This is a genomic window from Nostoc sp. 'Lobaria pulmonaria (5183) cyanobiont' (assembly GCF_002949795.1).
Classification (GTDB): Bacteria; Cyanobacteriota; Cyanobacteriia; order Cyanobacteriales; family Nostocaceae; genus Nostoc.
Window position 1 is genome coordinate 1,512,680 of the sequence record NZ_CP026692.1, and the last position, 24,253, is coordinate 1,536,932.

Sequence of the window (24,253 nt, forward strand, 5' to 3'; positions counted from 1 at the left end):
AAATTCCTATTGTCTCTTACTATTTTCAATGCGTGAATTTTGAATTGTTTAAGTTTATATCACCTCACGCACTAACTGCGCCAACTTTTCCGCACTATCAGGAACTGCGATCGCATAAGCTTTTTCCCTCATTTTTGCTAACTCTTGCGGTGACTGCAATAAATTCAACACATTACTTTGCAATGCTTCAGTCGTCAACTCAGATTGCTTCAACGTTAACGCTGCACCCGCTTTTGTAAATACGTCTGCATTGTAAGATTGATGGTCTTCTGCGGCAAAGGGGTAAGGAATCAAAATCGCTGGCGTTCCACACACTGCCAATTCTGTTAAACTACCTGCGCCAGAACGACTAATAGCAATAGTTGCTCGTTGCAACAACGCCGCCATATTGTTGTAAAAAGGTAAGGCTATGTACTGTGGATGTTTGAGACTATCTGCTTCCGGATCGCGATCGCCAGTTAAATGTACTACATAAATACCAGCATCAAACCAAGCTTTTGCAGATTCGCGCACCAACTTATTTATTGCAACTGCACCCTGGCTACCTCCAAAAACAACAATTAAAGGAACACCATCAGGAATAGCTAAATCCAGTGGTGCATCAATTGCTCCATCAATAAACTGCGCTCTTACGGGAGTACCAACACAGACATTTTGGGCACGAGGTAAATACTTAGCAGCTACTTCAAATCCCAAGGCTACCGCACTACACCAAGGGCCAAAAAAGCGAGTTACTTTACCAGGTAAGGCGTTAGATTCGTGGAAAATCACGGGTAAACCGAGAGAACGCGCCGCAATGACGGCTGGCCCGGCAATGTAACCCCCTGTGGTAAACACCCCTTGAAAATTTCCCTGTTTGAGAATTCGTCTGACTTCTAGAATCGAAAGGGCAAGTTTACCCAAAATGCGAATCGAGGAAAGTCCAAACCCTTGCTGAAACCCTTCAACTGCAATAGTATTCAAGGGATACTGTTTGGGGACAAGTTGAGTTTCTAGGCGATCGGGTACTCCCAGCCATTCTATTTGATAATCTGGAAGTTTTTGGGCCAGGGCGATCGCTGGAAACAAATGTCCACCAGTCCCACTGGCAGCTATTAATAATCGTATCGGTGCGTTTGCCATCAAACCTCTACCGTTTAGCGTCTAGCTTAACTAAGATAAAACAATTTGCTTACTTTCTCTAATCAAATCAGTAAACTCTTACCCATGACTAACATTATTACCGCCTTAGTGAAACACCAACTCAGATTTCCAGCAAATATCTGGCTAGTTTCGTTCCTACTGACCATTGGTTTAACAAGTGGTTGGCAACGTACTCAGGCGACGATACCACAGCAATTATCTCAAGCCACAACACCCCAAAATGCACCAGCCGCTCTGACAAACCTATTGACACAAATTGATAGCGCTGCTAGCCGAGGCGATGTCAAAGGGGTATTGCAATTTTACAGCCCCAATTTCACTCATGGGGATGGATTAAACCTCCAAACCCTGGAAAGGTCTTTGACTTCACTTTGGCAACGATATCCGAAATTGCAATACAGCACGAAACTGCTATCTTCAAAACCTGAAGCTAATGGAATTATTGCTGAAACAGAAACAAAGATAACTGGCTTACCCTCTGGTAACGGTAATAAGTTAGCTCTCAATGCCACGATTAAATCACGTCAGCGCATTGAAGGTGGAAAAATAGTCCGTCAAGATATTTTGTCAGAACGCACCCTGCTTACTTCTGGTAGCAATCCGCCCCAAATTGATATTAAATTACCCCAGCAAGTGCAAGTCGGTCAGAAATATAGTTTTGATGCGATCGTTCAACAGCCACTTGGTGATGATTTTTTACTAGGAACGGCCTTAGAAGAATCTATCCAACCAGATAAATTTCTTAATCCTACACCCGTCGATTTAGAATTACTGACATCTGGCGGACTGTTTAAAGTAGGACAAGCACCATCTATCCCAGGTAGCCAATGGGTTTCTGCTGTCATCCTGCGAGGTAATGGAATGACGATGGTAACTCAGCGCTTGCAAATAGTGAAGAAGTAGTAAAAACGCGATTAATCGCGTTTTTATAGGAGTTAGGAGTTATAGACCGACTGATGATAAATTATGAACGATGAAACTTGTGCTAATTCATAATTCATAACTGTTAACTCCTCACTCCTAACTATCCTAATGACATCCCTACAAAATCAAATCATTTTGATTACTGGTGCAAGTAGTGGTATTGGTACTGCTTGTGCAAAAATCTTTGCTGGTGCAAGTACAAAACTGATTTTAGCAGCACGAAGGTTAGAACGTTTGCAGCAGCTAGCAGATACTCTTAGTAAAGATTTTAGTACTGAAATTCATTTATTACAGCTAGATGTGCGCGATCGCAATGCTGTTGAATCTGCCATTGCGACTCTACCCTCTGCCTGGTCTGACATCGACATTCTCATTAATAATGCTGGTCTAAGTCGTGGTTTAGACAAGTTGCACGAAGGCAGCTTTCAAGACTGGGAAGACATGATTGATACTAACGTTAAGGGTTTACTTTACGTCTCCCGCTATGTCGTTCCGGGAATGGTAAGTCGCGATCGCGGTCATGTGGTAAATTTAGGTTCCATCGCTGGACATCAAACCTATCCCGGTGGCAATGTTTACTGTGCTACCAAAGCTGCTGTCAGAGCCATTTCTGAAGGTTTAAAACAAGACTTGTTGGGTACGCGGGTACGTGTAACTTCCGTCGATCCTGGTATGGTAGAAACGGAATTTAGCGAGGTACGCTTTCACGGAAATACTGAACGCGCTAACAAAGTCTATCAGGGAGTTACACCCCTAACAGCAGATGATGTGGCTGATGTGATATTTTTCTGTGTGACGCGATCGCCCCATGTAAATATTAATGAAGTTGTGCTAATGCCTGTTGACCAAGCTAGCGCTACCCTAGTTAATCGACGAACATAAAACTAACGCATCTCATACCATTCTAAAAGAACTTACCCCTTTCACTTACTCTACTTAAGAGACATTTGGTAGAAAAAATGTAGAGACGTAGCACTACTACGTCTCTACAAGGGTTCTGGGTAACGTATATTTAATTTCACCAAATATCTCAAGTTTTACAGTTTATGTTTTAGTTTACGTCTAGAGAGTTTGTTAAGGCTTTACCTACTCAGCTAGAGTGAAATTGATATATAAAAGAGCAATTTTCAAATGACCATTTACTTTTATAAGGTTTGGCAGCCTTATGGCTGTTTTTCTAACTTTTCTCTCCACGGAATCCATATCGAGGGTGCTTACTGGCCAACGGTTGAGCATTATTATCAAGCGCAAAAGTTTGTAGGCAGCACAGATGCGGCAATTATACCTCTCATCCATGCTGCCGCCACCCCAGAAGAAGCTGCCACTTTGGGAAGATGTAGTACTCGCGAACTCCGACGAGACTGGGATTTGGTCAAAACTCAAATTATGCGAGAAGCTGTACTCAAAAAGTTTCTCACTTATGCTGATATTAGAGAAGTTCTCTTGAAGACAGGTGATGAGATTTTGGTTGAAAACTCCCCAACCGATTCTTTTTGGGGCTGTGGTGCTAATAAAAGCGGTCAAAACTATCTCGGTAAAACTCTCATGAGTGTGCGTGAAGAAATTCGTAATTTACTATCTTTAACAGTAATTTACGAATAATTTAATCAAAATAGTTACATTCAACATAAAGTTAGCAATTAAACGGGGAATAGTAAAATTCCCCAGACAAAAATATTAAAAAAATTACTAATAATTTAGTTATTGCTTTTAAAAAGTTTTAATTAATTGAATTAATGGACAAAAATGTTAAAAAAATATTTTTAATTTCAAGAAATTATTCCAACTCTAAATTAAGTAAAATTACTGGAATAGTTTAATGATTGAGAATATAAAATTAGTAAATGTCAATGATTAAAAATTTCTTAACTTTAGACTTCAGATGAGATATTAAAAGTATTTAATGATACAGCGGTTTTACATATCCCTAAATCCACTTTATAAGGGCTACAGGGAACAAACAAATATCTGTTAGTTTTCAAACATCCTCGAATCCATTTCCAAAAATATTTGTAATACATGTATGCCATTAGCAATGCATTAATAGCAAGAATTTATTGAAATAGGATAAAAATCGAAGCATTGTAAGTTGACAATTCTTATCAATGACAAGGATATAAAAAATTATACTTTTATAATGGTGTCTATAAGCAATGATACGTAGGTATAAACCAAACGAGTTGCAGAAAACCTTCGATCGAGAAAGTTTACTGCACCGGATGACAAAACAGATCAGGCGATCGCTCGACCTTCAAGAGATATTAACGACTACTGTTAGCGAAGTGCGTTTATTTTTGGGTGCAGATCGGGTGAAAGTGTATCGCTTTGATGCTGATGGTAGTGGTGAAGTCATTGCAGAATCTATTCATGAGCAACGTCTGCCATCCTTATTGGGTCAACGCTTCCCAGCTGATGATATTCCAGAAGCCGCCAGAGAGATGTTTTTGTTAGCGGGGCAACGTTCGATTGTCGATGTGGTAAATGAGAAGATCGGGCTATCACCTCTACAGTCAAAAGAAACTGGCAAACGTCTAGAAACTAATATCTACTATCGCCAAGCAGACCGGTGCCATATTCAATACCTAAAAGCAATGGGTGTGCAGTCCTCGTTGGTAGTACCAATTTTAAATTGCGACCCACAAGAACCATTGGCAAAGCCTAAATTGTGGGGATTGTTGGTAGCTCACCACAGTGAACCGCAAAAGATTTTGAAGCGGCAACTAAAAGTATTGCAGCAAGTTGCTGACCAGGTAGCGATCGCGATCGCTCAAAGTAATCTACTCACTGAAGCCCAGGCCAAGCAAAAGCGAGAAGCTACTATTAACCAAGTCACCACACTATTGCATAAACTGCCAACAATCCAATTACAAGGAGCGCTAAAAGAAGTTATTACTGCTTTCTGTGGAGTAGGTGGCAGGCTTTACATTGCAGAGAGTCAAGAACTATACACCTGGGGCGACCAACCGACACTCTCCTATGAGTTAGATAACAGTATTATCGAACAGCATCCCATCTGGCAAAACTGGATGGCTGAGTTTCAACAAGGTAATATTTGGGCAACTACTGACCTTTATAAAGAACCACGTTTGCGAGTTTTGGCTTTAGCATTCCGTTCTACTCAAATTCGCGGACTCATGGTGATTCCGCTACATTACCGCGAAAAATTTATTGGTGTATTAAGTATTTTCCGCTCGGAATTTGAAACGGAAATCTTGTGGGCGGGACGATGCGAACAAAATCGGCGACAACTTTTACCGCAGCTTTCTTTTGAGGTTTGGCGAGAGCGGAAAAAAGGGCAAGCACCTGAGTGGAAGTTGGAAGACATCTTATTAGGGCAAGCTTTATACGATCATTTCTCAATGGCAATTCAGCAGCAGCAAATGTATAAACAGGTACAATCCCTGAATACCACCTTAGAACTGCGGGTGCAAGAGCAAACTGCTGAACTCGAAAAATCATTAATGTTTACCAAAGTAATCAAGCAAGTTACAGAGCATATTCGCCGCACTTTGGACTTGCAGGCAACCCTGCAATCCATCGTTCGGGAAGTCCGCCCCCTACTAAATTCAGACCGAGTGCTGATTTTCTACCTAAAGACTCAATCGGTGATTGTAGAAGAGATTAATGGCAATTGGCAGTCAGTTTTGGGAGTGAATCCACCACCGGAATGCTTTCCTGATGAGTATACTCGTTTATATTGTCAGGGTAGGGTACGGGCAATTAACAACGTTTCAACGGCTTCTTTAAGCGATTGTCATCGAGAGTTTTTGCAGAGTCTGCAAGTGCAAGCAAACTTAATAGTTCCGATTAATATGGGTATGGAACTATGGGGCTTACTAATTGCCCATGAGTGTGAGGCTTCCAGAAATTGGCAGGATACAGAAATTGATTTATTGCAGCAGGTGGCAGATCAGGCTGCGATCGCTATTCAACAAGCACAACTCTACGAACAAACCTCTGAGGCCGAAACTGAAGCCAGAAATCAAGCTGCTCAGTTAGAGCATACCCTACATGAACTCCAAGAAACACAGACAAGATTGATTCAGACCGAAAAAATGTCCGGCTTAGGACAGTTGGTGGCGGGTGTCGCCCACGAAATCAACAACCCCGTTAACTTTATTTACGGGAATCTGTGCCACGCCAGTGACTACACCGAACAACTGCTAGAAATTTTACGTCTCTATCAGCTACACTATCCCCATCCGAATAGTGAAATTAAGGCCGCGATCGAAGCGATCGATTATGAATTTTTGGTAGAAGACCTCCCAAAAATCATGACATCAATGCAAGTAGGAACCGAGCGCATCCGCTCAATAGTGCTGTCGTTACGCAATTTTTCTCGTTTGGATGAGTCTGAAAACAAGCGTGTTGACCTGCATGAAGGAATTGACAACACATTATTAATTTTACAGCATCGGCTGAAAGGAAATCCTGAATTTCCACGCATTGAGATAATTAAAGATTATGGCAACATCCCACTGGTAGAATGCTATGCCGGTCAAATGAATCAGGTATTCATGAATATTTTCAGCAATGCCATAGATGCTCTGGAAGTAGGAAGTAGAGAGTGGCAAAGTCAGGGTGACAAGGAGAAGAATTCATGCCCAATTCCAACTATCGAGATTTCCACTAAAGTCTCAGCAGACAACTCTCGTCTGTTAATTCGGATTACTGACAACGGTCCCGGAATGAATGAAGACGTGAAAAAGCGAATTTTTGACCCGTTTTACACTACCAAGCCTGTAGGTAAGGGGACAGGATTGGGACTAGCAATCAGCTATCAGATTATTGTCGAAAAACATGGGGGAATAATGGAGTGTATTTCAGAATTTGGCAAAGGTACAGAGTTCTGGATTGAGATTCCCATCAAGCCTCCAGGCAAAATAGTTAACTAGCAATAGAGAGTAGGGGACGAGAACGCAGCAGGCGAAAAATCACTATTGGCTATTGACCAATGCTCAATTGTTAGTTTCAAAACTTAAAAATTGACTCAGTAATTTTTAAATTCATCCAAAAGGTCGATGATAATTTTCTTAACAATAGACTAAACAAAATATCTCTCAATTATCCAGAGTCTGCAATATATTGAATTTGATTAAAAATCATTAAAAAGTAAAGTTTAGTTGCAAAATAAATTCCTCGCATCCACAAATGATAATCTGATAGTTGAAGCTAGAAAACAAGCTTTATTGGCAGATATAACAGCTGCATTTGAAATGTTAGTAAGAGGTATAAGACGCTGTTTAACTTACATCTGTCTCGTCAAAATACAGCAACACCCAACGCGAAAACTGTTATTCCCTCAAATATGGAAAATTAGGGGGTACTGTGGCTGATTTTCATTACTTGTTTACAAAAGCAATGAAAGTTAGTACATCCCTGGCTAGGATAAACAAAAAGAGGAGATAGTTCAGTGAGTAGAGGTTTGGGTGTTGTTGTGTTTAAAGAGAAGTCTAAAATAAGGCCTCCTCTGGGTGTAAGATTATACGAAGTTGAATAGCGAGAAACAGTTGAAATAGCGCCTTATGTCAATAATTGCGCTCAGAGCGTGGTATCTACAGGATTATGAGCCGATTCCAGAACTGGAAAAACGTCCGCCAGACATTCGTTTAAGCAAAAAAAGCCTGCTGAAATCAGCATTGCGAGCAGACTTTTTGGAAGACAGTGACGAAGTTAAGACATCAACTTGGTTTGGGCGCTATCTGGAAGGGGAAAATATTGAATTTTATATTGAAGGTAGTGGTGGCTATTGCGTCTCTAACATTGACTTAATTAGTCATGAAATTTATTTCACCAAGCAGGCGGTGTTGGCTCAGTTAGAACCAACGATTTTTTTATCCTATCAAACTGAGTATGTTGCAGCGACGAATATTCTTAAAGAAGAACTGCGAAAAAGTTTGGACAATTTAAATTTGCGATCACGTCTTCCCCTAACATTAGTAGAATCCTCTCGTCCTAGCGGTGCTACTTTCCGAATTAACCGCACAATCATGCGGAAAATCCGTAAGAGTTTGTTATTTATAGCTGACACCACACCTATTGCTAGTATTGATGGTAAAGAAACCTCCCAATTAATTCCCAGTCCGAATGTCTGTATTGAGATTGGCTACGCCATTCAAAGTAAGCGGTCTGAACAGATTCTATTAGCGCAAATGCAACGCCCAGATTTTGAAGGTGAATTTCCCTTCGACTTACCGACACAGCAAATTTTGCAATTCCAAGACACTACAGAACTGAATAAAATCCTGACAGAGACGATTAAAAACCAGCTAGCACGATTCAAATTATTTTTTTGAGCAAGATAATACAAGATAATACTTACTTACCAAAAACCAAACTATAACAATCCTAAATATTCGTGAGTTTTTTGGGATTATTTCTGATGAACGCTCCACAGATGAGCAAGTTGCACTGATCAAAATCACAATGGAAGGGAAAATTATGAATTATCCAGATAGGTAAACTCAAAAAAAACTGCTAGCTTTGCATAAAGCAAAAATGTATCTAGAGTCAGCACTTGGATTATTGAGTAAATAAGTTAATTCTTTAATCAGTACTGCAAGACCCTTTAAAGGGTCTTTTTTGTGAATGGATTAATAGGTATAGTTTAACACGTATTAACTATGCTTAAATACTGAAAGTAGTGTATTTGAGCATTAGATGAGCATTTTAGAGAAAGTAAAGGCTGAAAGTATTGTTATTGCTTTAATTAAAATAAACGAACAGGTTTATTTTGCAGCTTGGAACTAATTGAGCTTAACCGATCGACCACAGAAATCATGTATTTGTAATCTGGTACTTGTCCATTGGGTACGTATCCCACTTCTTGAGCTAAACCAGAAGGTGAATCACTCATCACTTTGCGGATGAACTCTTGACGGTTACGTTCTATATTCGGCCCAATCAAGACCACACCTAATGGTACATAGTGAGGGTCTTTAAATAATATGCGAAATTCAGTTGGGCCCAACTGTGAACTGTAGAGACTTAATTCCGCCTCTGAGACGGCACAGGCGATCGCTTTTCCTTGAGCCACTAATTCTAGCGCGGCTTTGGGTGTGGGTGCAAATACTATGTCAGCCAGTGTTGTACCATAAAGATTGTAAAGAGGAAAATAATATCCTGTTGCTGAACCTAGCTGTCCTAAAGCCACTGTTTTACCTTGTAGCTGTTTCAAGTCGGTTATCGGATTATCTTTGCGAACAACAAAGATGGAACGCAAATTACTAATACCTATTAAAGGAAATAGGGGAACATATTGGTGACGTGCGATCGCAATAGCCGCTAAACCAGGTGGAGCAAATACCAATGACCAAGCACGAGCCTCAAGACGCTCAACCGCTCTATTTTCATTAAAAACAGGCTCTAGCTGAATATATGAGTTCGTTTTTTCGCCTAAGTAACTATTAAATTTAGCATATTGATTAATAATCTGTTCGCCTCCACCATAGTTGATCGCACCAATAGTTAATGTGCCCTCAAACTCCTTTCGTGGTTGGCAGGCAGCAAATGTCAAACCTAGCAGATTAAACAGAAAGAAACGACGGGGAAATCGCACAAACATCACTAATTATGGTTAAGGAAATAACTTGGCTTTCAAGACTAATTTAGATAAGTTTGACTGCTGCCTAAATAGGTTACATTGCAGCAAAAAATTAATATTTATTTAAATAGTGTTGAGATGCTTTCTAACAGGTATAAATAAATCTTAGACAAACTCAGATATCACCTTCGTTGCTTAGGTCATGTTAAACAACATTACGTTAAAAAACTTAAAAATAGGTGCTAAATTTAACTTACTTTTAATATTAGTTTTCATAGTCAGTATTGTGGGAAGTGGCTTTGCCTTATCCAGTGTACTTCAAGGGAGAGCGCAAAATGAAGTGGCTTCTCAAGCACAGACTCTCATCCAAATGGTGAACGCAGTTAGAGATTATACACAAAATCGTATAGTTCCTCTATTGGAACCTAGATTAGATACTAACCCAACATTCATGCCTGAAGTAGTACCAACTTTTTCCTCTAAAGAGGTTTTTGAGAATTTTCGTAAAAAGCCGGAATATAAAAACTTTTTTCATAAAGATGCAACACTTAATCCAACTAATTTAGCAGATAAAGCCGATAGTTTTGAAACTCAACTTGTAGAGCGTTTTCGGAACGAACCCAAGACTCTACAAATTACTGGCTTTCGCACCTTATCAGAAGGCGAAGTATTTTATTTTGCCCAACCACTCAAGATTACACAGCAGCAATGTCTGCGATGTCATACTACACCAGAGCAGGCTCCTAAGAGTCAGCTGCTAACTTATGGATCGGAAAATGGTTTTGGCTGGAAACTGAATCAGATTGTTTCTGCCCAAATAATCTCTGTTCCTTCTGAAGAGATTTTTGCCAATGCCAAACGGACTTGGACATTGATAATGGTATTTTTAATTACTATCTTTGCGATCGTAGTTTTCTTAATTAACTTCTTAATCAAAAAATATGTAATTCAGCGCATTAGAAGAATAGAAAAAATAGCTCAAAAAGTTAGTGTTGGTGATATGAACGCTGATTTTGAAGAAAGCTCTAATGATGAAATTGGCGGGTTAGCAGAAGCATTTAATCGGATGAAAGCTAGCTTAAAAATAGCTCTGGAGATGCTGAATAATCAAAGCTGACACTATTTTATATTTGGGATTAAGTTAATTAGACCTAATCCTGTAAGTGGGAAATTCAAGAAAGTAAGCGTTGCTGAAATTGTAAAGCTTTTTGAGGCTCAGGAATTTGTGATGCTAAAATTTTCACAAATTCTGCACGAGAAATTTGTCCAGAAGATTTAATAGCTTTTTGAACTAGAAACTTAGCTATTGGGCCAATTAAATTAGCCAACTCACGTTCGCATTCTACCAAAAACTTGTCGCTGATAATTTGATATTCTTGGTTCAGTAAATTATTTGAGTTAATATCAGAGCGTTCGGATTTAACAGTAAGCTCTTGTAGTAAAGTAGGTTTCTCTAGTAGAAACATTGTTTTATTCTTAAAATCAATTTGTTGATTGTCTGATGAGTATCTTGGGCTATGTAGGTTTAACCGAATCCACCTCCACCTAATATCTGGAGGACTTGGTAACGTCCGTCTAATAATTGTCCTAACATTGTGTCACAAGCCTTAAGTCCTGAAATTAATCTTGACACAATTACCAGCTTTGGCAAGGTTTGTTGAGACAGAAAGTAGGTAGTGCTGAAATTTTAAGGTTTTCTGAGAATTCTACTACCAGTTTATAACTCTTTAGACTCCAGATCAGCTTGCAGCCATATTATTGTTGAAGCTTTAATTCCTCAGAAATCGGCAGTACCCCAACTTTTGAATTTGTTGTTGGTTGAGAGACTACGCTAACTTCTCCTAGTGGAGTTTTATTTACAAAGTAGGTGATTCCTCGAAAGCTCAATTTATCAGCTATTGGTAGAGGAACTTTAGCCGATTTGGAATTTGGATCGACACGATAGTTAACACCACGGTACATCAGATTATAAGCTGGCCCAATTTGAGGAACTGGTCGAAATGGCTGTTCTGTTTTTTTGCTGCCAACTTTGTTTGGGTCGCATTCGTAGCTCAGACCACGATAGTAAAGTTTCATAATTTTTGCCTCCTGAATAACTGTTTTTCAACAATGCCAATGATTTATCAGAAGTTGATTAGAGAGTTATGCAAGAGCTAATGTAAACTTACACTTTTTAAGGAACTGCTTAAAGGATTAGGCGTCTAGAGTGAAGAGTCATTGGGCATTGGGCATTGGGTATTGGGCATAAGAGGCAAAGGGGCAGAGGGGAAAAACTGACTGCAACTTCACTTTTCCCCTGCTTCCCTGCTGCAACCTCCCGTATGCTTACCCTTTTCATTCGGGGGTTACGTGGTTAACAATGGGTTGAATGTTTTTTTAAATGATTCAACTTTATGGCTAGAACTGCAAATGAATATGCCGTATACCTCCTACTGGAAAGCGGCCACCGAGAAGAAGTACGTTTTCCTACTATTCAAGAGTTTCAGAAATGGTATAGCGGCGAACTTGTGCCAAAATCTGCTTCTAATGACTTCATTAGCGTTCCGATCAAAAATATTCAAGGGGAATATATGGTAGTACGCCCTTCTCGGATTATCGCAATCCGGGTAGAACCTATTTTCAGTTCCAGTGTTGAAAGATTCAACTAAATGATGAGAAAAACCCTTGCTTTGCTTTCCTTGAGTTTAGGAATTGCCCTTGTGAATCCTCTCTGGTCGGCTGTTGCTCAGGTTCCTAACTTACTGCCGTTGCCAATACCGACTGCTCCCGATCTTCCACCTATACCAATACCAATCACTCCTGAGATCACGCCGCCGCTAAAACCAATCACTATCGGAACCGATTGTACAGTCCGGCCGACTTGCTTGGGTTGGGATGAGCAAATTTGGGGTCAAAGAGGTAGAATAGGCGATCGCAAAGCGTTGTTAGCTTCTATTGACAACAGTCTGCTTTACCTAACAAAGGGTGATGCGATCGCAGCATATCAAAATTATCCAGTTCGGGAAATTACCCTTGATCGGGTCCGCCGGAGTTTGCTACGTTTCCGCGAACTGGTTGTCAGTTCTATGTCAGCAGCGCAACTACAAGCTGCTGTCCGCCAGGAGTTTGTCTTCTACCAGTCTGTGGGCAACGATGGCAAGGGTACTGTTAAGTTCACTGCTTACTACGAACCTGTTTATACCGCTAGCCGTGTCAGGACTTCAATATATAAATATCCTCTTTATCGGCTACCACCTAATTTCAGCCAATGGCCTAAACCCCACCCAAAACGAATTGATTTGGAAGGGAAAGATGGTTTAAAAGGGAATAAGAGCAAGTTACGGGGTTTAGAACTGCTTTGGTTTCGCGATCGCCTAGACGCATACATGGTACATATCCAAGGTTCTGCCCAAATTAAATTAACCAATGGCAAAACAACGTCAGTTGGCTATGCCGGTGGAACTGATTACCCTTGGACTAGTATCGGCAAAGAACTAGCCAAAGATGGCAAACTTCCACTAAATGGATTGACAATGCCACGGATGACTGCTTATTTCCGGCAAAAACCCCAGGAGTTGAGCAATTATCTACCGCGCTGGAAACGATTTATTTTCTTCCAAGAAACTGGTGGTACCGGAGCTACAGGCAGTATTCATGTACCAGTGACAGCAGAACGTTCCATTGCTACAGATAAGTCTCTCATGCCTCCGGGAGCGCTAGCGCTGATTTACAATTCATTTCCCTATCCTGCCAGTAGTGGCAAACTAGAGAATCGTACTGTTAGCCGCTTTGTACTTGACCAAGATACAGGAAGCGCCATCAAAGGCCCGGGCCGGGTAGATTATTTTATGGGATCTGGTAAACTAGCAGGCGATCGCGCTGGTGTCACAGGCGGTAATGGTTCACTATATTATTTGCTGCTCAAAGAATAGATATTGGGCATGGGACATGGGGCATTGGGCATTAGTTATTAATTATTCTCCTCTGCTCCCTCATCTCCATTGCCCACTCCCCACTCCTCAGCTAATACGGCGGATAAGCAAAATCATCCTCATCAGCATAAACGTAAGAGTTGGAAACTCCTGCCATTGCCAATTTAGGGATTTCTGATTTTACAGGTTCCTTGCCAAAATCTTTGTATTCTTCAAAAGTCTTACAAATCATTGCAGACTCAAGAGCATCGGAAGCAATTAAATATTGCGTTAAAGTCCCTACGGTAGGATGTTTATAGTCCACAGTTGAAGCTACCAAAACTGTATTTGGTTCAATACCTCTTTCTTCACACTCAATGATGGGACAAAAAATCCCGTGAGCATGGAACAATGGCCCTTTTGGTGTCAAAGGTTGCTTGCGATAAACAGCATAAGCTTTTTCTAGTTCAGCAACGAATCCACTAACTACTTTACCTTGTTGATATTCGCAGTAGGTTTTGCTGAAACTTGCTCCGGCAGCACCATTAAGTGTTAGTTGTAATGGGAATTCATGTAAAAACTTTTTATTCTCTCCCACTATAAAAATTAGATAGCGAGTAAAGGTTTTAAATTTAAGTTTGTCGGCTAAAAAAGCATCATAATTCTCTTTGAGCGTACCCAGTTTTAGACCGCTTTCCCGATCTTTGACAGACAATGGTCCCCGACGCACTATAACCACGCGTGGAGTAGTGGTAATAAAGACCGTTTCGACTCCAGAGGTAAATTCATGCTCTACTTGCTGCCAATTATCATCTGGCACAAAGCCGACAGCATTGGCATTATCCAGCTTAATTGCCAAACCGTGGGATTGCATACCATCTGTGCCATATCGAGGATTAATCATCTGACACCAGGGAAGGACTTGAGAAGGCGGTGCATTAAATTTATCGTCTTCAAAGTCGAAATTAGCAGATGCTTTCATCGTTTTAGGCTATCAAAGTGTTTTATTGAACAAGTTTATCGGCAGGGCGCTGAGGAAAGGAGAGCCAGTTATGTACCCAAGCGTATTGATATTATACAGGACTTACGCAACTGTCACAAGCAATGGCGCGGTGTAACCGCGCCGCGCGCCAAACAACTAGGCGATAAACATGGGAACATTCGAACGTTTTAGTTGCTGAACTAAATAATTTGATAGCAATCCATGCTTAATTTGATAGATTGTTTGACCTGTTTTATAAGCTAAATCTTTGAGCCTAAGCCAGACTAAAATAGCGCAAGCAATATGATTTCTTTGAATACGACGCTTACGTCTCAAATTCTGTAAATTCAATTTAAAACCTCCAATTAAACCAAATTTTAATGCTTATATCTTGAAAATGAACTAAGGTGAAATAGTTAGTAAATCTACTTTTATTTCGTCAGTGGCAAGGCTCTAATGATCTCTCTAATTACATCCGTTGCTGGTCTACCTGTCTGTTCACAATATTTTTCAAGTTTTTTGGCTTCGTTTGATGCCAGATTTATAGTGATTCGCTTGACCGCCCATTTTTTGTTCATGCTGAAACAGATAAATCGTGTAATCATAACTTCAAATTCTGATTTTACCTTCCAACTGGAAAGTAACCTAAATTTTGGATATCCTGAGATACCTTTTTAATAGGACACGTTGTAAATAAATATTGCAAGTGTACTTTACTGATTTACTAAGAACTGATTCGTAAAGAAAATCTTAAGGATACCCAATTTATTGCTGGGTATGACTTTCAGAGAATCAACGCTTGATTGGCTCAAATTCCTGAAACCCTGACGAGACAAAGACTTTACTCTAGTTTACAAATTAGCTCTAACTTGTCTATAAATGATAAAGGAAGAATCAAGATTTGGTACTCTGTAGTTTAACTTTTAATTCTTTTTAGCTTAGGCACAAGTCTCATACCCACCCGTTTGCTGCGTGTAGCTTGCTAGGCGCAGGAGCGAGCATAGGAGAAAGGTGACGCACAAAGTTGCCAGTGTCTACAACGAGAACAAGCGAATGGTGCAGCAAAATAGGCGAATTTAAATGCACTTGGCAAAAAAGATAAATTATAAAATTATCCCTGTATTTTCAATGTTCATTCATCATTGAAAATGCAAATTGAGAGCTACATTGTTACTCTATTAATAAAAAACATTTATAGCATCTAATTAATTATAGATGTTCCAATTTTACAGCTTTTCAGTTAAACTATAAAACTGCTTTTCTCACTTCGATAACTCAATGAATGTTGGCAGAATACCTATTTATATAATTCTAATTATATTCATAATTGAAGCCTAATTGCAATGAATTTAGAATTAACAATCTTGAAGAAAGCCTTAACCTAAATTTGTACTAACTTTAACTCAACCTTTGCTTAGGCTGTATGCCTTAGTAAGAAGATTGTGTAGTAACTATAATAAAATACTGTATTTCTATCGGATTTTAGATGTATTACTACCATTAACCCAGAGCTAAAAGTTAAATTGGAGGTTTTTACGAGTTGCTGTTTACTGCATTAAGGATCGGAAATTCATAAAACTGCAACTGACCTAATTACCTGGAGCGTAGACACATGAAACGCACAAATGGCTGCTTGAATAGCGGAAAACTAGGTGTCTACGCCCACAGCATGACATTTGCTTTGCATATTTTCTGTGGTGTTTTTTTAACTATTCTTGAGGAGTACAAATGCTTGAGGCTATCGCTGTTGCTTGGTTATTACTGTTTTTTAGCGATTTTCTATCTACATTCTTTTACCATGTACCCGAGCACGTTTTTGGTAGCCTTCATTTAAAAACGCATCACTCCTGGAAAAAGGACTTCCGCCACTATGCTATTTTGACTTTTAATCCCCAGGTTCTTTTAGATGGTATCTTGGGAGCTTTACCTTATGTACTTATAGCAGTAGTCTTGTGGCTTTTCTCTCCCATTGGCGTTATCTCTGGATTACTGCTTGGTCAGTTTCATGTATGGTGGAGACACATAAGTGTACTGGGTTGGCAAACTCCAAAGCCTGTAAATATCTTATGTCAAATTCTATTTATTACCACTCCTGAGAGACACTGGTTACATCATCACAAAACTAATTTAGGTTTCGGTGATATTTTCACCTTCTTTGAACAACCTGCACAAATGTGGTTGCGCTGGCTGCGATTACTCAGACTTCGTTTTCGCGACTCTCGGATCTAACTAAAACTAGCGCTTACCTAAATACTTTTTAAAATTACCAAAAGAAGCTGCGATCGCAGCTTCTTTTGGTACACTCAAGGTGATTATTCTACTCTTAGAAATGCGTTCACCTATATACTCAAAAGCTAATTCCCAATTTATGAGGAGTAGCAACAAGAGACATTAATTTACCATAGATTTCAATCTATGGTTTGATCTAATTAATCTTTTTTTGTTTATAGTTGTTCTAGAACTTATCAAACAGTAAGCGAGTTATAAGAACGGAAAAATGCCTCTGGTAAAGAGTTTAAAGGTATTTGCTACCGTTCCACTTCGCTGTTATATCGCTAATGTTTTTGGGAAAACTAGTCTTAATTAGTAAATTATTATATCCCTAGATTTTTATGAGAATTCCTCTCTTTTCTGAAGACGCCAGGCGTAGCTTGCTTATGCAAAAGGGTATGGATAGCTGCGCTGAACAAGGCAGGAGGCAGGTGGTCACTGAGCGACTTGCCCTCTTGCTAGTCGTTGGCGCAGCCTCTCGTAGAGAAGGGAGTCGAAGTGAGGCAGGAGGCAGAAGGTTGGAATACAGTGTAAGTTTCTCTGCGAGGCGCTACGCAAACACATGTACACTGATTGCTAGAAATTTGCAACCTGCTCTAGATGAGGTGTTTCATGTCCGCAGTTAGCCTCAGAAAGATGCTTAACAAAAAAGAGTTGCCATCTCTCCTTCATAACTTAATCTACCAGTTCAACATCGCGATTGATGTTGAACTGGTAGACGGCACGAAGCTGATTAGCATTGGAGAGCAAACTGTGGAAAACCGATATCCAATCGAGGTTTCAGGAGAAATCATCGGTTGGGTTGTTGGGGAAGAACAAGCAACTCTACTTGCGACTTTGCTCTCGTTTCTGGCAAAGCAGGAAGCTGAGAAGAAAGTACTTGCCAAAGAATTGCTGGAGCGATACCAAGAAATTGATTTGTTTGACGATATCTCGACTCAACTGACAACAAGTTTAGATACGCGACAGATCGCTCAACTTGTGCTTCAAGAATTAGGTCAATTAATTGAATCGTCTGCGGGGATGATTCTGCTTTTGAGTTCAGATGCAACCGCGTTTGAAATCATTGCCGAATTTGGAGTGTTTTTTGATCGCAGTCAGCCGCAACCGGGTAAGGGAATTATTGGCAACATTGTGCAATCCAACCGGGCAGAACTGGTCAATGATGTGCAAGCCGATCCGCGATTAGAGGGGCAAAAAAACGTTAGCGCAATGATTTGTGTACCGTTGCGAGCTAAGGAGCGGGTACTGGGAGCGATCGCTATTGGAACGGCCAAAACTGACTCATACAAGGCTGAACACTTGAAACTTGTGAGTATCTTTGCCTCTCAAACAGCGATCGCTATTGACAAAGCTGTGCTTTACGAGCAAAGCACTCAAGCAGCCGTCCAGGCAAAAGCTCAGACACAGAGGCTTCAGCAAGCTCTCCATGAGTTGCAATTGGCCCAAACTCAGTTGATCCAAAGCGAAAAAATGTCAAGTTTAGGGCAACTCATTGCCGGAGTTGCCCATGAAATCAACAACCCGGTTAACTTTATTTGCGGCAATTTAAAGTATGTTGCCGAATACGCCCAAGACTTGTTGCACCTGTTGGAAAAATATCAGAAATTCCTACCTGTTGCTCCTCCAGAATTGGAATCAGAGTTAGACAATATAGACCTGGAATTTATCATGCAGGATTTCCCCAAACTGCTAGATTCGATGAAACTGGGCACAGGTCGCATCGTCGAAATTGTCCAATCCCTAAAAAACTTCTCCCGCCATGACGAAGCTGAAATGAAAGCCGTCAACATCCACGATGGCATCGACGGAACGCTAATGATTCTTCACCATCGCGTGAAAGCCGATGTTCATCGTCCAGCAATTGAAATCGTTAAAGACTATGCAAAACTTCCCCTGATTGAATGCTATCCCGGACAGTTGAATCAGGTGTTTATGAACATCCTGGCAAATGCCATTGATGCTTTGGAAGAAAGTATGGAAAATTCAGAAGTTAGAAGTAGTCCCCAATCCCCAAACCCCAATCCCCAAATCACTATTCGTACCAAAGCCCTTGACCAACAGTGGGTTGTGATTCGCATTGCTGACAATGGCCCAGGCATGAAGGAAGAGGTAATTCGCCGTATTTACGATCCCTTCTTCACCACGAAAGATGTTGGTAAAGGAACCGGGCTAGGCATGGCAATCAGCTACCAAATTGTTGTGGACAGACATGGGGGAATGCTCAAGTGTCGTTCTCAACCAGGTGAAGGGACAGAATTCTGGATTCAGATCCCGTTAAATTGTGCATTTGTAGATGCTACTGAAGAACACAATTGCACCTCTGCCTCGCCAATTCACACAACCGAATCATCTCCCACTCCCGATGCCGACGGCTTCATTCCATCAACAGCTCCAATGCTCAAACCTACGGATTTGTTGAGCCGCCATACTCAACTGATCCAGCGACTTTCACAGCACAGTCCAGATGTGGAAGGTGCATCACCTGATCAAATTTACCAGATGTTTCAACGCCACCCAATTTCGTTAAAGCTTTACGCCACTTTGTTGTCTTGGTTCTGTTGTTTTAACCCTACCCAAATACGCCACTAAAGAAACCTTAACCATGTTTAAGCAACTTGATGAATACAACAGTCAGCTATTTGAACAATGTCCCGTCGGGCTAGCACTATGCCGAACAGATGGGACACTAATTAACATCAACCCTGCCTATGCTGCCATTTTAGGGCGTACTGTTTCAGAAACCCTCAATCTCAGCTACTGGCAAATTACTCCGGAAAACTGTGTCGCCGAGCAAGCCGTGCTAGAGAATTTAGAACGGACTGGTCGCTACGGGCCTGAAGAGAAGGAGTTCATCCACAAAGACGGGCATCTAGTTCCGGTCAGGGTCTCTGGACTGATGATTGAGAAAGATGGAGAGCAACTGATCTGGTCAAGTGTGGAAGACATTAGCGACCTCAGGCGTGTCCAGCAGGAACGTCAACACTCCGAAAAAATCTTGAAAAAGAGCGAAGCACGATACCGCTCTCTGGTCAAAACTAACACGCAAATTATCTGGGTCAGCACACCAGAAGGAATTTGCTTTGAATTGACAGACTGGATCGCCTACACAGGTCAAAGTTTAGCTGAAGCGGAAAATGGGGGCTGGATTGATGCTGTACATCCCGATGATCGTGGCTATACCGGAGAAGCCTGGGGTGTTGCCGTAGCAAACCTGAGCATGTATCAAATTGAATATCGAATTCGTGGCAAGGATGGCAACTATCGCTACTTTTGGGTCTGGGGTGCCCCCGTCATCGAAGATGATGGTAGCGTCCGGGAATGGATTGGCACCTGCACCGATATTCAGGATCGCAAGCTGGTAGAAGCCGAAAATCAGCGTCTTAAAGAACGATATCGCTCGTTAGTAACTGCAACTTCACAGATCGTCTGGGCAGCTACCCCGGAAGGACTGGGAATCAGCAGTGAAATGCTCACCTGGATGGACTATACGGGGCAGAGCAAAGCTGAAGTTGAGGGTTGGGGCTGGATTGATCCAATTCACCCCGATGACCGCGCTAGATCCACAGAAGTTTGGAATGCTGCTGTGGCAAACCGAGGTATCTACCAAACCGAATATCGGCTGCGCGGTAAGGATGGCACATACCGCGACTTTTCTGTCTGTGGTGCCCCCGTCCTGGAAGAAGACGGCAGCATTCGGGAATGGATTGGCACCTGTACTGATATTCACGATCGCAAGCAGACAGAAGCTGAAAATCAACGTTTATTGGATATGTTGAATTATTCTAGCGATGCTATCATTGTGCGCGACATGAGCGAGAAAATCTTGTACTGGAATCAAGGTGCCGAAAGGCTCTATGGCTGGACGCGTGAGGAAGTAAAAGGCCAATATATTCACGCATTTATCAAAAAAACCTTTCCAAAACCAAAACAAGAGATTATAGCAGAGTTATTAGAGCAAGGCAATTGGGAAGGAGAAGTGCAACACCTCACCCATGAAGGCAAACTGATTACCGTGCAGAGCCGATGGACGTTGCAACGGGACATCTCTGGTCAGCCCTGTGCGGTGCTGGAAATTAATACCGATATCACTGCCCGCAAACAAGCAGAAATCGCTCTGCGGCAACTGAATAAAGAACTGGAAGCCAGAGTTGAAGAGCGGACGGCTGCCCTGCAAAATACCCTAGCAGAAGCACAGGGATTAAATGCCATTTTAGATAACTTAGCAGATGGTTTGTTAGTGGCAGACACCGCAGGACAAATCACCCACTTCAATCCTGCCTTTTTAGCCATGTATGAATTGACAGCTACCGCCCTCAATGGTCACTACCGAGAATTGCCGATATCTGGTTTAGCAGACCTAGTTGCACGAACTCAGTCCCATCCCCAAGAGGTGTTCTCTGCCGAAGTTGCACTCACCAAAGAACGCATTGGTCAAGCAGTGGCAACCGCCATTTTCAAAAAGACAGCAGATTCAGAACTCGCTGCCTGCTTTGGTTCGGCACTGCTGATTCGAGATGTGACGGCAGAAAAGGAAATCGACCAGATGAAGACCGATTTCATTTCAACAGTTTCCCATGAGCTGCGGACGCCACTGACTTCTGTCCTCGGTTTTGCGTCGATCATTCAAGAAAAGCTGGAAACCGATGTCTTCCCAATGATTTCTACCGAAGACCGCAAACTTCAGAAAACGATTAAGCGGGTGGCTGACAATCTCAACATTATTGTGTCGGAAGCAGAACGGCTCACGTCTTTGATTAACGATGTCCTGGATATCGCTAAGATGGAAGCAGGTAAAGTGGAATGGCAGATGCAGCCGATTGATCCTTGCGAATTACTGGATTGGGCAAGCAATTCTACCGCCGGGTTATTTGAAACCAATGGCTTGCAGTTGGTGTGCGAGATTGAACCTGGACTGCCTCAGATAGTAGGCGATCGCAATCGTTTGCTGCAAGTTTTAATCAACCTGATTTCCAATGCCGTTAAGTTTACCGAATCTGGTTGTGTCACCTGCCGCGTCAAACAAGAAAACGACGGTGTTTGCATCAGCGTCATTGATACAGGCATTGGGATTGCGCCTGAAGACCAGCCGAAAGTATTCGAGAAATTCCGCCAAGTTGGCGACACCCTCACCGACAAACCCAAAGGCACAGGGTTAGGACTGCCCATCTGTAAACAAATCGTCGATCATCACGGCGGTAGAATCTGGGTTGAGAGTGAACCAGGTAACGGCAGCATATTCTCGTTTATCATTCCCACCTACGCCAGCGGCCAAAAAAACACTGCTAATCTGAATTTGGATACGCTAGTCAAACAACTCAAAGAACACGTCATCACCAAAAATGCTGTGCTGAACCAAAACCGTAAAACCATTTTGGTTGTAGATGATGATGCTAACATTCGGGAATTGCTCCGCCAACAACTGGAAAACGAAGGCTACAATGTTCGCGAAGGAAAGGACGGCATGGATGCAATTCATCAAATCAAAATATCTCGCCCTGATCTGATCCTCTTAGACGTGATGATGCCCCAAATCAACGGCTTCGATGTGGCAGCCGTTCTCAAAAACGATCCTCAAACCGCAGACATTCCGATTATTATTCTGTCAATTATTGAAAACAAAGAACGGGGCTACCATATTGGGATTGATCGCTATCTCACCAAGCCCATTGACACAGAAAAACTCCTCAACGAAATTGGCTCACTGCTTTACCAAGGCACTTCTAGTAAAAAGGTATTGGTTGTAGATAAAAATGCGTCAGCCTTAAAAACCCTAGCAGATGTACTGCAAACTCAGGGATACAACGTGATTGAAGCTTCCGATCCGCAAGAATGCATTTATAAAGCCCTGTCAGCCAAACCTGACATGATCATCATTGATTCTATCTTCTCTCAAGAAGCCGATTTGGTGAAAACCCTACGGTTTGAGAAGCAGTTGGAAAATGTATTTTTTATTATGCTGTCCGAACAATAGTCGCTGTGACTGGGGATTGGTAAAAAATTAGTTTAACCCTAATATCTAATCCCCAATGCCCAATTTCCAATTTCCAATCACCAATCCCTATGACCCAGAAAATTCTAATTGTTGACGATGAACCTAATATCTTGATTTTGATGGAACAAGCCTTAGAAGCATTAGAAGATGAGGGTGTTGAACTTCTAACTGCTAGAAATGGAGAAGAAGCTCTCGAAACCATCAAAACTGAAAAACCAAACCTGGTTTTTCTTGATGTGATGATGCCGAAAATGAATGGTCTGCAAGTCTGCCATATTGTAAAAAACGACCTACAAATGGCTGACATATACATTGTCATCTTGACAGCTAAAGGACAGGAATTTGATAAACAAAAAGGAATTGAAGTTGGTGCAGACTTGTATCTAACTAAACCATTTCGCCCCAAAGAAGTACTTGAAAAATCAATGCAGGTGTTGGGTTTGTGAGGAAAGTTATGAAGGCTTTTCATCTGCGATCGCAGCTTTTTAGTTGGCTCAGATTCAGAATTCTAGGACAAGAGGAGGGGGAGACAAGCTAAATCATTCCCCTATCCCTTGATTATCTCCCTTGACGTTAGGTCTGCCCTGCAATCAATACAACTCTAAAATTTCTAATTCTGGTGATAGTGGAAAGCCAAATTTTTCATGATAATGAGGAAACTTGAGTAAGAATAGGCATAAAGGTTTATTTTGGTAAAAAGCTTTTAGCTTAAATATGCGAACTTCAAAACCTTCCTTTTCTGCTTCTTGTGATTCCGAAAAGCTTCCAGGAAAAATTTCATCGAAATGAATTTCATATTTTCTGGCAGCTTCCAAAAAAGGCTTGCCAATTAATCTAGCAGCATTGTCATAAGCCGGATTAGGTATTACTCTCCTATACTGGCTTTCGTCAAATCCAGCTCTGAAAATAAATTCAAAAAAACCACTAAATATCTTGACGTTTTCACTTGTATTAAAATTTTGCCAACCTTGAACTAAACTATCTTGGAGTTCTTGACAAAGATTAATTATAAATTGATTTTTTACAGAATTAATTTCTATAGTATTCATTTCAGTTCTTACCTGTTTTCTAATAGTTATTTATTTATAAAAGAGTTATTAACTTTAATGACTTGAAAATAGATGCATCAAAAATATATTGCAATCTCAAATAAAAATATTCAAGTTTTTTGAGGCAAACGAACAATATATAATTTTTTAAATCTCTTTACTCCAGTCATCGTAATCAATTACATAAGTAGATTTCAGCTTTGCGAATAATGCAATTTTCAAAGCTCACTAAATTTTCTTTATAATCTATAAAGTTTCTGGCTTTTTCAGATGAAATACTTATATTTTGTTTATACTGCCATAAGAGAATAATGTAAGTCAATAAGATTAGTCATAAATTAAAAAACTACTCAATATTACTATTGACAAGTTTATATTTACTTTAAATTGATATCTGATAAACGCAATTTTGCGCTAAAAATACGGACAACACAGATAGCAGTGTTTCTGGGCGGG

The 24,253-nt window shown here is 40.9% G+C and carries 19 protein-coding genes and 1 pseudogene; 12 read left to right on the forward strand and 8 right to left on the reverse strand.

Going from position 1 to position 24,253, the window contains the following annotated elements; genetic code table 11:
* Window positions 1–54: 54 nt before the first annotated feature.
* Entirely contained in the window at window positions 55–1,122 is a 1,068-nt protein-coding gene (murG, locus tag NLP_RS06485; RefSeq protein WP_104905676.1) for an undecaprenyldiphospho-muramoylpentapeptide beta-N-acetylglucosaminyltransferase, read from the reverse strand.
* A gap of 84 nt (window positions 1,123–1,206) precedes the next feature.
* Here murG and NLP_RS06490 point away from each other — a divergent pair, with 84 nt between their 5' ends.
* The 5 genes from NLP_RS06490 (at window position 1,207) to NLP_RS06510 (ending at window position 8,363) form a co-directional block, all read left to right on the forward strand.
* Complete coding sequence (locus NLP_RS06490; RefSeq protein WP_104905677.1) at window positions 1,207–2,046, forward strand: hypothetical protein; 840 nt, start codon at window positions 1,207–1,209, stop codon at window positions 2,044–2,046.
* Between the two features lie 129 nt (window positions 2,047–2,175).
* Window positions 2,176–2,949 (forward strand): SDR family oxidoreductase, encoded by a 774-nt coding sequence (locus NLP_RS06495; RefSeq protein ID WP_104905678.1) that lies wholly within the window; start codon window positions 2,176–2,178, stop codon window positions 2,947–2,949.
* A 249-nt stretch (window positions 2,950–3,198) separates the two neighbouring features.
* Window positions 3,199–3,669, forward strand: a complete 471-nt coding sequence (locus NLP_RS06500) for an NADAR family protein (protein ID WP_104905679.1) — start codon at window positions 3,199–3,201, stop codon at window positions 3,667–3,669.
* A 551-nt stretch (window positions 3,670–4,220) separates the two neighbouring features.
* Window positions 4,221–6,962, forward strand: a complete 2,742-nt coding sequence (locus NLP_RS06505) for a GAF domain-containing sensor histidine kinase (protein ID WP_104905680.1) — start codon at window positions 4,221–4,223, stop codon at window positions 6,960–6,962.
* Between the two features lie 630 nt (window positions 6,963–7,592).
* Window positions 7,593–8,363 (forward strand): hypothetical protein, encoded by a 771-nt coding sequence (locus NLP_RS06510; RefSeq protein WP_104905681.1) that lies wholly within the window; start codon window positions 7,593–7,595, stop codon window positions 8,361–8,363.
* Window positions 8,364–8,776: 413 nt separating this feature from the next.
* On the opposite strand, the gene NLP_RS06515 is transcribed toward NLP_RS06510, so the two are convergent.
* On the reverse strand, window positions 8,777–9,631 hold the full coding sequence (locus tag NLP_RS06515; RefSeq protein ID WP_104905682.1) for a phosphate/phosphite/phosphonate ABC transporter substrate-binding protein: 855 nt from the start codon (window positions 9,629–9,631) through the stop codon (window positions 8,777–8,779).
* 181 nt (window positions 9,632–9,812) lie between these two features.
* Between NLP_RS06515 and NLP_RS06520 the strand changes: the two genes are divergently transcribed.
* Entirely contained in the window at window positions 9,813–10,727 is a 915-nt protein-coding gene (locus NLP_RS06520) for a Tll0287-like domain-containing protein (protein ID WP_104905683.1), read from the forward strand.
* Window positions 10,728–10,782: 55 nt separating this feature from the next.
* Here the strand turns inward: NLP_RS06520 and NLP_RS06525 are convergent, their stop codons facing one another.
* Both NLP_RS06525 and NLP_RS06530 read right to left on the reverse strand, forming a co-directional pair.
* Entirely contained in the window at window positions 10,783–11,076 is a 294-nt protein-coding gene (locus NLP_RS06525) for a hypothetical protein (protein ID WP_199784774.1), read from the reverse strand.
* Between the two features lie 289 nt (window positions 11,077–11,365).
* Window positions 11,366–11,686 (reverse strand): DUF4278 domain-containing protein, encoded by a 321-nt coding sequence (locus NLP_RS06530; RefSeq protein WP_104905684.1) that lies wholly within the window; start codon window positions 11,684–11,686, stop codon window positions 11,366–11,368.
* 317 nt (window positions 11,687–12,003) lie between these two features.
* Between NLP_RS06530 and NLP_RS06535 the strand changes: the two genes are divergently transcribed.
* Window positions 12,004–12,258, forward strand: a complete 255-nt coding sequence (locus NLP_RS06535; protein ID WP_104905685.1) for a hypothetical protein — start codon at window positions 12,004–12,006, stop codon at window positions 12,256–12,258.
* A 3-nt stretch (window positions 12,259–12,261) separates the two neighbouring features.
* The gene (gene mltA, locus NLP_RS06540; protein ID WP_104909793.1) at window positions 12,262–13,521 is read left to right on the forward strand and encodes a murein transglycosylase A; all 1,260 of its coding nucleotides are present in this window, start codon (window positions 12,262–12,264) and stop codon (window positions 13,519–13,521) included.
* A 91-nt stretch (window positions 13,522–13,612) separates the two neighbouring features.
* On the opposite strand, the gene NLP_RS06545 is transcribed toward mltA, so the two are convergent.
* From NLP_RS06545 to NLP_RS34710, 3 genes and pseudogenes are all read right to left on the reverse strand, one after another.
* Window positions 13,613–14,482, reverse strand: coding sequence for a DUF5895 domain-containing protein (locus NLP_RS06545; RefSeq protein WP_104905686.1), 870 nt, complete (start codon window positions 14,480–14,482; stop codon window positions 13,613–13,615).
* 156 nt (window positions 14,483–14,638) lie between these two features.
* A pseudogene (locus tag NLP_RS35995) lies at window positions 14,639–14,812 on the reverse strand (IS701 family transposase); the annotation flags it as partial.
* Window positions 14,813–14,913: 101 nt separating this feature from the next.
* Window positions 14,914–15,060, reverse strand: a complete 147-nt coding sequence (locus NLP_RS34710) for a ribbon-helix-helix protein, CopG family (protein ID WP_104909794.1) — start codon at window positions 15,058–15,060, stop codon at window positions 14,914–14,916.
* A 1,150-nt stretch (window positions 15,061–16,210) separates the two neighbouring features.
* Here NLP_RS34710 and NLP_RS06560 point away from each other — a divergent pair.
* The 4 genes from NLP_RS06560 to NLP_RS06580 all read left to right on the forward strand — a co-directional run bounded on the left by NLP_RS06560 (window position 16,211) and on the right by NLP_RS06580 (window position 23,194).
* Window positions 16,211–16,711: a fatty acid hydroxylase gene (locus NLP_RS06560; protein WP_104905687.1), complete on the forward strand. Its 501-nt coding sequence runs from the start codon at window positions 16,211–16,213 to the stop codon at window positions 16,709–16,711.
* Between the two features lie 654 nt (window positions 16,712–17,365).
* Window positions 17,366–19,345, forward strand: a complete 1,980-nt coding sequence (locus NLP_RS06570; protein ID WP_104905689.1) for a GAF domain-containing sensor histidine kinase — start codon at window positions 17,366–17,368, stop codon at window positions 19,343–19,345.
* A 13-nt stretch (window positions 19,346–19,358) separates the two neighbouring features.
* Window positions 19,359–22,727 carry a PAS domain S-box protein gene (locus NLP_RS06575; protein WP_104905690.1) on the forward strand — a complete coding sequence of 1,123 codons (3,369 nt, stop codon included), beginning with the start codon at window positions 19,359–19,361 and terminating at the stop codon, window positions 22,725–22,727.
* Between the two features lie 89 nt (window positions 22,728–22,816).
* On the forward strand, window positions 22,817–23,194 hold the full coding sequence (locus NLP_RS06580; protein ID WP_104905691.1) for a response regulator transcription factor: 378 nt from the start codon (window positions 22,817–22,819) through the stop codon (window positions 23,192–23,194).
* Between the two features lie 144 nt (window positions 23,195–23,338).
* Here the strand turns inward: NLP_RS06580 and NLP_RS06585 are convergent, their stop codons facing one another.
* Window positions 23,339–23,797 (reverse strand): hypothetical protein, encoded by a 459-nt coding sequence (locus tag NLP_RS06585; RefSeq protein ID WP_104905692.1) that lies wholly within the window; start codon window positions 23,795–23,797, stop codon window positions 23,339–23,341.
* Window positions 23,798–24,253: the final 456 nt, after the last annotated feature.